The organism is Actinospica robiniae DSM 44927 (assembly GCF_000504285.1).
Taxonomy (GTDB): domain Bacteria; phylum Actinomycetota; class Actinomycetes; order Streptomycetales; family Catenulisporaceae; genus Actinospica; species Actinospica robiniae.
This window is the reverse complement of record NZ_KI632511.1, coordinates 843,722-856,822: the sequence shown is the minus strand read 5'-3', so window position 1 is coordinate 856,822 and position 13,101 is coordinate 843,722. Positions and strand designations below refer to the sequence as shown.

Genomic DNA, 13,101 nt, shown 5'->3' with positions numbered 1-13,101 from the left:
CGAAGGAATTGTCCAGCGACCACGATTCTAGACAAAGAGGCAGCGTGGTTTTGTCCAACGACGCCGGGGCGAACGACGGAGTCGGGCTCAGCCGGCCGGCGCTCACGATGCGGTCCACCGGGAGGCCTGCTTCTCGTCAGTCGCAGGCGAGGCGAACGGCGGCTGCCGTGAGGGTGGCAGTGGGCGCGTCGCCTCGCGCATCCGTGATCATCATCATGGCCTGGCCGGTGGAAAAGGTGTAGGGCCCTTTGGAGAACCACTGACCCCGGTAGACGCTCTGCTCGATCGGGAAGGAAGTGGAGTCGAGGTAGTCCGAGTCGCCCGCGGTCCAGTCGTAGGAGGCGAGATAGCGCGCATACGGGCTGTCGGGAATGTAGATGAAGAATGTGCATTGCGCGGTTTTGGGTACGTGGTCGAAGTACCATTCGTAGTCGTCCTGCCACCGATCCGGCTGGGTCGCGGTGGTCGGCTCTGAGTAGAGAAACAGGTTGGAACAGCCTGGGACGGTCCAGTCGGCGGATGTGGCCGTGTTCCATTTGTGCGTTTCGGTGAAGTCGTCCTGCGAGATTCTCGCCAGCCCGGTGCTCGGGCAGCCCGGTCCGACGGTCTGGTCGTAGACGAGCGTTCCACGGAGGGTCGGGACGGCGGCAGCCGGCGACGGCACGCCCTTGGACTGGGGCGGCGCGACGGCCGCCTTCGTCTCGGCAGCCGGCCGCAGGTGCTCGAGGAGGACCGCGGCCGAGGCTCCCACCATGGCCGCCGCGACGAGCGCCACGGCGAGGACTGCCCTGGGCCGCCGACGCGCCCCGGGAAGGGCGAACACGGGTTCGAGACTCTGGCCTGTGTTGCCGCCGGAGTCGGCGACGGCTTCACCACGGCGCATGGCACGGACGGCGGGCAACCGGCGGGCAAGCACCAGTTCCGATCCGACCGCCGATGCGGGCCCCTGTCCGGAGCCGGGCGCGGCGCGGGCCGCGGCGACACGCTCGCCGGCCTGAACCAGACGCTCCCGCCACCAGGCCCGGTCGCCGCCGCAGACCTCGACGAAGGCTATGGCGACCTGCTCGGAAGGCAGCTCATATCCCGCCACCGCCGCGGCGAGAGAGCTCTTGGAGACCTCGCAACGCCGTGCCATCTTCCAGAACGGCAGCTCGCCCGCAGCCGCACGCAAGGCGCGCAGCTCGCAGGCGAACAGCTGCACCTCCCCGTCGGCCGGATCCAACGGCCGCATCCTGCGTCCCAAGATTCCTCCGCCCGAGCCCTGGACGACCCGGCTCCCCGGGATCGTCCGGAACAGTATGCGCTCAACAATCAGAGCTCTTCAATGCTGAGCCTTCGCGCACGGCGGATCCGCAGCTGATCTTCCCGACGACCAGCGTGGACGAGGCCGGGACCCTCTGCCGGTGGGTCTCGCCTCGATTCAAAGCCCGTTCTGCGCCACGGCAAGTACTTGCTGTGCCTGTTCGACGGTCAGGCCTCGGAACTCCCAGATCAGCCGAGCCGTTTCGACGGCCGCCGGGGGGGTCGGCAAGGCGGCGTGGGCGATCCGCGCCGCTGCGAGGGAAGCCAGGAGGCCGACGGGAACGTCGAATACGGCGGCGAACTCGGCGAGCAGTCGAGGGGAGATCTCCACGCTGCCCCGGCCGATGCCTCCGACGGTTGCCGGGGACAACGGCCCGGTGCCGGCGACGAGGTAGAGGACCTTGGCGGAAGCGGTCCAGTTCAGATTGCGATTGTGCAGCATGCGGACAAGGACGCCCCCGAGCCCGGGGGGATACTTCTCATACTCCTTCAAAGCCTGCACTGGATTGACCTCGGCCTCTTGCGGAAGCGCTACGACGAATTCCCGAAGCAACTCCCTTTGCCGAGGTGAGAGGGAAAGGGCCGATCTCACCAATTGCGGGATCCACGAGGAGGCGCGCGCATCCAGCCGGACCAGATCGTCCGGCACCGGCAGGCCCGCGATGGCGAAGAGGTCCGCGGCATGCAGGCCCACCGCGGGCGCGAGCTTGCGCAGCAGTGCCGGGCTGGGCGCCGCGCCGTTCCAAACCGCGTTCACCTCGGCCTCGGGGACATCGGCCAGCTCGGCCAGGGCACCGATGCCCAGGTTCCGGTGCTCCGCCACCCGCGCCAGCCAGTCAGCGTTCACATCCACGGTGCCCTCCACTTTCAGGGGATCGGCTTCGCTTCACGAGGCGAGCCGCCCGTCCCCGAGAAGTGAGGGCGGGCGGCTTTCGCGGGGATCATCGCCAAAGCGGGGTCCAGGCGTTGGGGAGCGGATCAGGCAACCCGAATTGCTTGAAGGCATTTCGGGCGACCGTCTCCAGCGGCATGTAGTCCACTTCATTGTAGGCGGGGTCGACACCGGGCAGATAGTGTCCGGACCAGTTGTCGAACATGTCGATCTCGCCGCTTCCGTTGACTTTGAACGTCCCCGCCATGTTCACGGTCGGGCTCTTCGCCAGGCTCGTGTGTCCAGCACTCGGCTCCATCGCGTACATGTCGTCGCTGTTGATCACCCGGAGCGAGCCGTCCTGCTGAACGGTGTAGTGATAGTCCCCCGGCACCAGATCGTCGCCGGGCTTCATGCCCGCGCCCTCAGGCAGGGGACCTTGGGGCTCCATGTCGGTGACCACGTCCCCGTTCGCGTCCAGTCGCCCGTTGGTCCAGCTCATGACGGGCCGCTGGTCCTCGTTCGCGGTGCCGAGGTCGCCGCCGGCCCCGTCCGAGCCACCGTCCGAACCGGTCGTGCCGATGCTTGAGCCGCCGCCCGGGCCGCCGCCTTGTTCGGCCAGTGCGTCGATCTCCTCGTTGGTGATGTCCGCTTCGTCGCCGGCGAGGTCCGCGTCGAGGAAGCCTTCGTCGACCACGCCGTCGATCTCCGGGAGAAGTGCCGCGCCCGCGCCGTCGGTGGCGACCAGCACCACCGCGTCAATGACCGCGTCGGCGAGGATGGGCATGAGCGCGGGCGAGGCCTGCTGGAGCGAACGGGTGAACTGGTGCCAGCCCCTGCCGACGTCGTTGAAGACGCAGCCGAGGCCGAGGAAGCCGCACCCGGCTTGCCCGGTGGGGTCGGCAAAGGTGGTGGGGTTGTCGTAGGAATAGCTGTAGGCGTCGAGGTCTTGCGGGTTCTGCGGGTTGATCAGGGGGTCGGGAGAGATGAACGCGGCAGTTTGGGGCTGGTATTCGCGTGCGCCGAGATCAGTGAGGCCGGTGGCGGTGTCGGCGGTGCCGCCGACGAAGCCCTTCTGACCGGACGGCCAGAGGGACCCGGCGCCGAGGGGGTTGCCGTACGGGTCGTAGTGACGGCGGCTGACACTGAGGGTCGCGGCATCGATGGCGATCGACGCGGTGTTCTGCTGGTCCCCGGCGAGGTACTGGAGATCGCCTCCGGCGGTTTGCGAGGCGACGCCGGCGCTGCCGAGCGTGTAGTACCGCGTCGCCGTGGCGGCCGCGGCGCCGGTGCTCAGCACGATCTGTTCACCGCCGAGAATCAGCGTGGTACCGGTGGGGTCGGTGCGCAGCAGCAGGTCGCCGGCGGCGTCGTAGATGTAGGAGGTGTCTTGGGCGGCGCTGCCGCTCGGAGTGACGGCGTCTTGGGTGAGTTGGTCCTGGTCGTTCCAGGTGAAGGCCTGCTGCTGGCTGGTGGAGGTCTGGGTGCTGAGCTCCCCGGCAGTGGTGTACGTGTAGGCGGTGGAGGTGGAGTTGCCTGAGGTCGTGGCGGTCCGCGTGGTCGGGGCGTGGACTTGCGCGTGGCCGGCAGCGGGGAATGTATTCGTGACGGTTGTCGCGACGCCCGCGGGGGTGGTCGAGACTTCACCGGTCATATCGCCGATGGTGTTGTAGGAGTAGGACTCCTCGTACGGGGCGGCCCCGCCCTCCACCGACGCCGAGGGCGTGCCGGCGCAAGCCGCAGTGCCCTGCGCCCAGGCCTGGCTGAGCCAGCCGAGGTAGTCGTAGTGGAAGCACTGGACGTCGGTGGCGGAGCTCGCTCCGCTCGGGGTATCGGCCTCGGAGGTCACGTCTCCGACGTCGTTGTAGGTGTAGTTCAGATCGTCGACCGAGGTCTTCGCGGTGCCGGTCTGTGTGTTCTGCTCGGTGGGTCGGCTCGTCTGCGGGTCGTAGGAGTCGGTGATGTACACCGGGTCGCTGCTCGTTCCCTCCTGGTACTGCAGCGGCTGGCCGAGATCGGTGTAGGTGAGCTTGCTGACGTAGCTGCTGGTGCCAGTCAGCGAGCCGGGCTGTCCGGCGCTGTCGTACCCGGTGGTGACGGTTTCGGCGGGCAGGCCGCCGTCGGCGGAGTCGGTGTAAGAGGTCTCCTGACCGGTGGGAGCGTAGGTGTAAGTCTGCGAATACGTTCCGGCCAGCTTGCCCTGGGCGGCAGGGACGGTGATCTGCTGGCCGCTGGGGAGCCCATAGGCGTTGTAGCCGGTGATCTGTTCGGTGTAGGCCGATCCGTTCGAGTAGGACGTGGACGAGGTGGGCTGGCCACTGGCCAGCGTGTCGTAGGTCCAGGCGGCGATCTCATCGGCGGACGTCTCGGCGGCGCCACCGGTGGTGTCGTACTCGGCGGCCTTGCGCCCGTCCAGGTCGTAGGTGTACGAAGTGCTCTTGCTTCGCGCGTCAGTGCTGGTGAGGAGCCGGCCGGCCGAGTCGTAGGCGTCAGTGGTGGTACCCGAGTCCGGGTCGGATGCCGTGAGCTGCCTGCCGAGCAGGTCGTACGTGTCGGACCACGAGTCGCCGGCCGCATCCGTGATGGTGGCGGGCTTCTGCGCGGCGGTGTACGTGTAAGTGGTCTGGTCGTAGTCGGAGGAGGGGTCGGCCGGATTGACCGGGACCCCGGCGTGGTACTGGTAGATCGCGGTGGTCAGGCCTCGACCGTCGGTGAAGTCCGTCTGCGCGGTGCCTCCGGCGGGCGGGGTGACGGTGGAGTAGTCGCCGCCGTAGGCGGTGTCCGTCTCGTAGGTTTCGGTGCCGTCTCCGTAGGAGATCTGCTTGATCACCCGTGCGTCTCCGTCGTAGACGTACCCGGTCTGCGAGGCGACGGGCCCGTCGGCGGCGACCAGGGTGCCGGACGGGGCGGCGCTGGTGTAGTAGGGGGCGGATACCAGGCTCTTCAAGCCGTCGCTGTCGTAGGTGGTGTCGGTGACATCCGTCCCGCCGGAGGCGGTTCCGGCCTGGACCTCACGAACGTTGCCGAGCGAGTCGTCGATGGTCACGGTCGTCAGATAGGAGCCGTCCGGCTCTTCGGTCCGCTCTGTGGTGAACGACGACGTTCCACTGACGGTATAGGCGTAGAGCTCGTCGGCGGGGCCGGATACCGGGTTTCCAGGGTTCCACTGGGCGGTCTTGCGGCCGAGTGCGTCGTAGCTGGTCGTGCTCTGGCCGCCGTCCGGGGCCGTGGCGGTGAGCGGCAGGTCATAGGCGGGGTCGTAGGTGGTGCTGGTCAGCAGGCCCATCGGGTCGGTGACCTGGACCGAAGTGGGCTCTGCTCCGGTGGCCGGGGTGTACGCGGTCTTGGTGACGTGCCCGTCCGGGTCGGTGGCGGAGAGCGCCCGGCCGTATTCGTCGTAGGTCGCACTCGAAGTGACGAACGTGGGTACCAAGCCGCCGCTGACCGCCTGCTCGGTCTTGGTGGCGTTGCCCGCCGTGGGTGCGGCGCCGAGCGACCCGTTGTCGTAGAGCGTGTCGGTCTGGGAGACCAGGGTTCCGGTCCCCTGGCCCGAGGCGTTGCACACCCCGGTGTCGGTGATCACGGTTTCGGGCAGGTCGAGGAGCCAGGTGGCCGTATTGGCCGCGTATGCCGTGGTGGTACAGGTGCTCTCAGAGCTCTGGGTGGTGTCCGGCTGCGCGGAGACCGAGGCGGGCAGGCCGTCGCTGGTATAGGTGTCGCTCTCGGTCGACTCGCGGGCCCCGCCGGTGGCGAGTGCAGTGTAGGTGAGCGTCGAACCCGGGCCGGTCAGATAGGCGGCCTGGTCCAGCCCCGTGTTCACGGCGGTGGCCGTGGAGGTCCACGGGACGGTGACCGTGTCGGTGACCTCCTGGCCGGACCCGGCTCCGTCATAGACGATCGCTTCGAGCTGCAGGCCGGCGAACTGGTCGGAGTCCGTCACGGACTGGCCGCGGGTGGTGGTGAGCGTGACCGTGGGGCCGGTGGCGTGCGCTGGCCCGTCCTGGCTCATGCCTTGGAGATAACTGGTGACCGTCTCGCTGACCGGGTCCGGAGCCGTGCCCGTCTCGGCCGTCACACTCCCGTATCCACGCCACTCGTCCCAGGTCACGGTGGACGAACGGCTGACCGTGTCAGTGTCGTAGTGCCAGGCCGGATCGGCGTACGTGTACGCCGTGACGACCGGTGGGTCCGCGCCGGTGGTGTCCTTCCGGGTGACGCTCTTGGCCGCGTAGGTGTTGAAGAAATCGAGCACCGGCGTCGAAGAACCGGCGGCCGGCCAGTAGTCCGGGTAGACGGCGGTGTTGTTCGAGTTCGGAGTCGGCATCGTGCTCGAGGAGAACGACGGGGAGTACGCGATGGTGGTGACCCCGCCGGTCTGACTGGTGATGCCGCTCAAGTAGTCGCGGGTGATGTCGGAGTATCCGGCGGCCGCGTCGGCGGCCGTCTCGACCCGGTTGGCGAGAGGAGTGCCGGCGAAGTCGGTAGGCGGCAGACTGATCGAGCTACTGCCGTCCTGGCCGGTGCACGTGACGGAGGCCAGCCACAGCGACGGGCTCGTGCTCGCGTCGCCGGTGGCCGGATAGATGCCGCCCAGCGACCACGAGTCGACCGGCTGATAGGCCGAGCCGTTCAGGGTGCGGGTGGAGATGCCGGTCAGCTCATCGTCGTTCCAGAAGGTCGGCGAGGTGATGACACAGGCCGACCCGGCGCTGCAAGCCAGGTCGGTCGGGGCATCCTGACGGGTAGCAGGTGCGGTGAAGGAGACCTGCGCGGCCGGGGTGGACGAGTAGGCCTGGCCGGCCCGGAATCCGTAGTCGATCCGCTGAAGTACCCCGCTCTGGGTGTAGGAGCCGTTCGCGACGGTGCCGTCAGACTGGGCGTAGGAGTTGGTCTGGGTGGCGTAGTAGTAGGCGATGGCGTCCCCGTGTGGGTCGACCACGTAGGAGAGCATGTCGCGCCAGGGCTGGTTGCAGAAGGCGGCCTGCCCGCAGCCTTCGTACACCGGAGCTTCCCACTGGCTGTCGGTGGACGCGTCGCTTGAGGCATAACCCGGCAGATCGTTCACGCCGAAGAAGTACTCGGTACCGTCCGGCGCGATCACCTCCCAGGTGCCGTTCGACTCGGTGATCTTCTCTCCGGAGTCCTGCTCGGCCCGCCACCCGCTGGAGCCGTCCACCAACGGAGTGGAGACCCCGTCAAAGGACAGCGTGACCTCGGTCTGGCTGCCGGCGCACAGGTCCCCGGTGTCCGGGTCGACGGCGTAGCTGGAGCACGGGGCGTAGTCCGCCTCGATGAACCCGGGGCTGTAGTCGAAGCCGTCTCCGACCCAGGAGGCCTCGTTGTTGGTCGAGGAGTTCAGGCCGCTGGTGGCCAGCGAGTCGTAGCTCAGGGCGACACTCGGCTGCAGGCCGCCGGGCACCGTTGGCACCTGGATCGGATAAGCATAGGTATACGCACCGGAAGAGGCGCCCGAGACCCAGTCGTCGGTCTGTTCCGACATCGGTTCGGCGGCGAAGTTCCCGCCCGACCCTGACGGCGTGTCGACCGCGGCCAGAACCACCGCAGCTGCGGAAGCCGCCCCGCCGGACGTGGCGTCGCCGGCGGCCGGCAGGCTCACGTCCGCGCCGACGTACTGGGTTCTGGCATCGTTGAGCGAGCCGACCGGCGTTTCCACCCGGCAGGCGGCCTTGGCGGGAGTGGTCAGAGCGCAGGCGGGCAGCGCCACCAACTCCAGGCGGGAACCGTAGTCGCCGCCGTAGGCATCCGCGAATCCGCTATAGGACAGACTCACGTGCACTCGTCCGGTCGAGGTTCCCCCGTCGGCCCTGGCCACCGAGAACACCATGCCTCGCAGGCCGAGGGACGCGGCGGCCGAGGTGGAGCCCACCGTCACCTGCGCGCGCGATACGGGCGAGGGGGCGGGCGCCTTCGAACCGCTCGGCTGATCAGCCTGGCCCACCCACAGCGGGAGCTTTCCGGCACGCGCGGATCCGTGCGAGGGGTCGGGCTCGAGATTCGACCCGGACGACTTGGGGCGAGAGGCGGCAGAGGTCGACCCGGCCTCGGCCGCCACAGTCACGCTCACCGAACCCGCCGCGGGCCACACCGCCGAGGGTTTGGGGGCGGCGAGCATCTTCGGCACCGAAGCCGCGAACCCGTCCACCGGGTGCACCGGCACCGCCGTGCCCGCCGAAGCCGCCGGGGCGCCGCCCGCGGCCGCCGCGGCCTGCGGCACCGGCCCGGCCAGCAGGCCGGCCACCAGAGCGCCGGCGGAGAGGATCGCGACGCTTCCCGCCCGACGCCGCTCCCCGCGCCGGGCAGCCGAGTCGTGAGCATGGCTTTGGCCGTGATGGTACCCAAACATCATCTGCCTCCGAAGAATGGGCCGTGCGGAGTTCGAGTCCGGAATTCGGGCGACCGCCGGTCTCAGGTGTGCTGCATCCCGCTCTTCTTGAACTGGACCGCGCTCGAGGACTGATACCCGAACGACCACATCTGAGATGAGTTGACGACCCCGCCGAGCTCATTGAGCCACGTCACGGACAACGTCGTACCGCTGGCCATGAGCACCTGCGGATTCGAGAAGGCCTGATCGGTCCCACTGATCACGTCGAGATAGCCGCTCGTGGTGTTGCCGGAATCAAGGATCCACGCAGTCAGGCTGTAGATACTGGTGCTCGTGGTGGACGTGCCGGTGGAGGTGGCCGTGTCGGTACTGCTGGAGGACCCGGTACTCGTCCCGAGGGAGCCGGTCATGTAGATATCGCCGGAAGTGGTGCAGCACTGCTCGTCGTCCGACTCTGAATCCGAGCCGTTATTCGAGCCCGTCGTCTTGTCCGTCTGCGTGCCGGTGGACGTGCCCGTCTGCGTATCCGACGAGAGCCCGCACTGCTTCAGCGTGACCTTTGAAGAGACGAGAGCCAGGCACAGGTTCGTCGCGGCCCCGCTCGGCGCCGCCTCGAACTCGACGACCTCGTCTGCGCCGTATTGGATGTCCAGGGCGGGTGAGAGCGCTTGGTCCGAGATGAACTTGTCCACTGTCCCCTCCTCGATCACCGCCCAGTCCTGGTAAGGATTCGTGGTGGTCGCGGTCGCCATACCGACGCTGATCGTGCATGCGGAGTTGGCGTACTCCGACACGAGCGTTCCCGCGCTCGGCGCGCCAGTGCAGCTCGACCCGGTGACGGTGATCGTCGGCGTCTCGCCGGTGCCCAACGCCTTATTGCTCGGCGTGGTGCACAAACCGCCGCACGCTGTGGTCGAGGCCTGCGCCGAGGGCCCCGCGGCCACGGAAGTGACCACCGTGAGAGCCACCCCACCGGCCAGCGCGGCCGCCTTCCACCTGATCGACAGAGTCCTTCTCGCCTCGCCCGGCAACGTCGGTCGGGGATGCGCGCGCCCCGGGGTCCGCACCGAGGCTCCAGCACGCCGCACGGCGGCGAGGACTGAGCGCGCGGAAACGTCACGTGACATAGGTATCCCCCAGAAAATGGTGAAAGCGGACACGGCGAAGCGACGGCAACACTCTCGTCGAGCCGCCCAAGATGGCCCCGCCCGGGCGGCTGTTTTGAAAATATCTGATGTCGCACTGTTCGCATACCAAGTGACGGTAAAATCAGAGCCCGTACTCCAGTGCGCCAGATAACTAATCAGGGCCCTGAACAGCAGATTTGGATGAAGTGTGGTTAGACATGAAAATACTCTGAAGAAACATGACCGAGGATCTCAGCGGTCGGACGGGCGGGCGCCTGGAAAGTGGACCGCCGCCACCACCCGCGCCGCGCGACCGCACAACATCCCGGCGGGGGATGAAGACTCTTGAAACGCCTGCCGAAGCGGCAGGTACTGGTTGTTCTTATCAGTTCACTACTTCACCTCGGCGAGCCGCCCGGCGGCCACGTCGAAGACGAACCCGCGCACGGCGTCGGTGTGCGGGATGAACGGGCTGGTGCGGATGCGCTGGATCGACTGGCGCACGTCCTCGTTTAGGTCGGCGAACGCCTCCGCGGCCCACGCCGGCTTGATGCCGACGTCTTCGAGGATCGACTGCTTGAACGCGTCGTCGGTGAAGGTGAGCATCCCGCAGTCGGTGTGGTGGATCAGGATGATCTCGCGGGTGCCGAGCAACCGCTGACTGATCGCCAGCGACCGGATCTCATCCTACGTCACCACGCCGCCCGCGTTGCGGATCACCTGCGCCTCGCCCTCGTGCAGGCCCAGGATCGCGTACACGTTCAGCCGCGCGTCCATGCACGCCACGACGGCGACCTTGCGCGACGGCGGCAGCGGCCCGCGGAAGGCGGCGGCATAGGCTTCATTGTGGGAAAGGAGTTCGCCGGTCACGCTCATGAGAAGGGCCCCTCTGGTCGCTGCGGAGAAGACGGATCACCTACGGTCGGGTCTGCTCAGCGGTTCTCCCATTCCTCGGCGAGCAGCTCGAAGGAGCGGATGCGGTCGGCGTGGTCGTGGGTGATCGTAGTGACGATCAGCTCGTCGGCCCCGGACGCGTCGCGTAGGATCTCGAGGCGGTCGGCGACCTGCTTGGCGGTGCCGACGAACTGCGTCTGCAGACGATCGGCGACCAGGTCGCGGTCGGTCTGCGTCCACGGGTGCAGCGCCGCCTCGGCCGGGGTGGGGTACGGGATGGCGCCTTCGGCGGTGCGGATGCTGCGCACCCACGCGCCGTAGCCGGAGGCGAGTTCGCGAGCGGCGGCCTCGTCCTCGGCGACCACCACGTCAGCGGACACGCTGACGTAGGGTTTTGCGACGCCGTAGCCGTCGGCTGCGGGCTTGAAGGCTGCGCGGTAGCCGTCGACGGCCTCGATGACGCTCGACGGGCTCACGTGGTAGTTGGCGGCGAACCGCAGCCCGTTGGCCCCGGCGACCTGCGCGCTCAGCCCGCCGCTGCTGCCGAGGATCCACGGCTCGAGCTGCGCGCGTTCACCCGGTACGACGTGCGCCTCGATTCCGTCCGGCGACCGATAGGCGCCACGCAGCAGCGCGAGTAGATCGCTGATCTGCGCGGAGTAGGGCTGCGCCTCGGCGTTCGGCTGCTCCAGCAGGGTCTTGATGAGGCCGAAACGCGGGGACCCGAGCACGGTGGTGAAGTCGAAGGGCGGGGGCAGCAGCAGACCGTTGGGAGTAACGGAGGCCTCGGTCTTCGACGCTGTCGGCGCGGTCCGGTCGGAGCCGGGCTTGCCCCGGCCTCCCGAGCGGCCGAGTCCGAGGTCGATCCGCCCGGGGTGCAGGGCATCGATGAGCCCGAACTCCTCCACCGTCGACAAGGCCGTGCGGTGCCCGAGCTGAACCGCGCCCGCGCCGAGCCGGATCTGGTGTGTGGACGCAGCGATCAGCGCGATCACGACCGCCGGGGAGGTCCCGGCGACGCCCGGGTTGAGATGGTGCTCGGCGAACCAGTAGCGGGCGTATCCGAGGTCTTCGGCGTGGCGGGCCAACTCGATGCTGTTGCGCAGGGCCTGCGCGGCGTCGGAGCCGCTGCTGATCGGGACGAGGTCGAGGATGGTCAGAGGTGTCCTGTTCATGCCGCGGCGCCTTCGTCGAACGCGGGCAGCGGCCGCAAGCCGAGGTGCTCACGCAGCGTGGTACCAGTGTATTCGGTACGGAACACACCCTTCTCCTGCAGCAGCGGCACGACCTTCTCGGCGAACTCGCCGAGACCGCCGGGGGTGATGTGCGGGACCAGGATGAATCCGTCGGCCGCATCCGACTGCACGAGGTCGTCGATGGCCTCCGCGACGGTAAGCGGCGAGCCGATGAAGGTCTGCCGACCGGTCACCTGGATCATCAGTTCGCGGATGGAATAGCCCTTGGCCTCCGCGAGCTCGCGCCATTCGCGGGCAGTGGCCATCGGATCGCGGTGCATCCGGACACTCGCGCGGCCGCGGGCGACGGTGTGCTCGCCGAGATCCGGGTCGATCCGCGGCAGCGGCCCGTCCGGGTCGTACTCGCTCAGATCGCGGTTCCACAGCTGCTCGAGCATGCGGATCGCGGTCTGCCCGCTGACCTGCTGGTGCCGCACAACGTCGGCGAGTTCGCGGGCCTCGGCGTCGGTGTCGCCGAGCACGAACGTGGCGGCCGGCAGTACCTTGAGTTGATCCGGGTCGCGGCCGTACTTCACCATCCGGCCTTTGACGTCGGCGTAAAAGGCACGTCCGGCGTCTGCGGTACCGTGCCGGCTGAAGATGGCATCGGCCTCGGCGGCCGCGAACTCGCGCCCCTCCTCCGAGTCCCCGGCCTGGAAGATCACCGGCCTGCCCTGCGGAGAACGCGGGACATTGAAGCTCCCTTCGATATCGAAGAACGCGTCGCGCACGCGGAAGCGCCCGGGCCGCGGCTCGGCGAGGAACTCGCCGCTCTGCCTGTCCCCGGCGATCTCCGTGCCGTCCCAGGAGTCGAACAAGGTGCGCGCGACGTGGAGGAAGGCGCGGGCACGCGCATAGCGCTCCTCCTGCGGCAGGTATCCGCCGCGCCGGAAGTTTTCCCCGGTGAACGCGTCCCACGAGGTCACCACGTTCCACGCGGCGCGACCGTCGGAGAGGTGATCGAGTGTGGCGAACTGCCGGGCGACCTCGTAGGGCTCGTTGAAGGTGGAGTTGACCGTGCCGGCCAGGCCGAGCCGGCTGGTGACGGCGGCCAGTGCGGCGAGCACGGTGAAGGTGTCCGGCCGGCCGACGACGTCGAGGTCGTAGATCAGGCCGTTCTGTTCGCGCAGGCGCAGCCCCTCGGCCAGGAACAGGAAGTCGAACAGCGCCGCCTCGGCGGTCTGCGCGAAGGCCCGGAAGGACTCGAACTCGATGTGGCTGCCGGAGCGCGGGTCGCTCCAGACCGTGGTGTTGTTCACGCCCGGGAAGTGCGCGGCCAGGTGAATCTGCTTGAGCGGCGTGCCGCCGGAGGACGTCATCTCAGAC

At 68.3% G+C, this 13,101-nt stretch carries 6 protein-coding genes and 1 pseudogene; all 7 read right to left on the bottom strand.

All coding sequences use genetic code 11. The features are described from left to right. Window positions 1-136: 136 nt before the first annotated feature. The 7 genes and pseudogenes from ACTRO_RS03640 to ACTRO_RS03610 all read right to left on the bottom strand — a co-directional run bounded on the left by ACTRO_RS03640 (window position 137) and on the right by ACTRO_RS03610 (window position 13,094). Window positions 137-1,243: a helix-turn-helix domain-containing protein gene (locus ACTRO_RS03640; protein ID WP_157435721.1), complete on the bottom strand. Its 1,107-nt coding sequence runs from the start codon at window positions 1,241-1,243 to the stop codon at window positions 137-139. 177 nt (window positions 1,244-1,420) lie between these two features. Continuing rightward, the gene (locus ACTRO_RS03635; protein WP_211244080.1) at window positions 1,421-2,155 is read right to left on the bottom strand and encodes a hypothetical protein; all 735 of its coding nucleotides are present in this window, start codon (window positions 2,153-2,155) and stop codon (window positions 1,421-1,423) included. Between the two features lie 88 nt (window positions 2,156-2,243). Then, window positions 2,244-8,432, bottom strand: a complete 6,189-nt coding sequence (locus ACTRO_RS03630; protein WP_051450260.1) for an RHS repeat domain-containing protein — start codon at window positions 8,430-8,432, stop codon at window positions 2,244-2,246. 167 nt (window positions 8,433-8,599) lie between these two features. Continuing rightward, a complete protein-coding gene (locus ACTRO_RS03625; RefSeq protein WP_157435719.1) occupies window positions 8,600-9,475 on the bottom strand; it encodes a hypothetical protein in 876 nt (291 codons plus the stop codon). Between the two features lie 564 nt (window positions 9,476-10,039). Continuing rightward, window positions 10,040-10,522, bottom strand: a pseudogene (locus ACTRO_RS50700) (beta-class carbonic anhydrase). A gap of 56 nt (window positions 10,523-10,578) precedes the next feature. Further along, entirely contained in the window at window positions 10,579-11,715 is a 1,137-nt protein-coding gene (locus ACTRO_RS03615) for an LLM class flavin-dependent oxidoreductase (RefSeq protein WP_034261129.1), read from the bottom strand. Then, entirely contained in the window at window positions 11,712-13,094 is a 1,383-nt protein-coding gene (locus tag ACTRO_RS03610) for an NtaA/DmoA family FMN-dependent monooxygenase (protein WP_034261127.1), read from the bottom strand. Before ACTRO_RS03610 ends, ACTRO_RS03615 begins: the two co-directional genes overlap by 4 nt. Window positions 13,095-13,101: the final 7 nt, after the last annotated feature.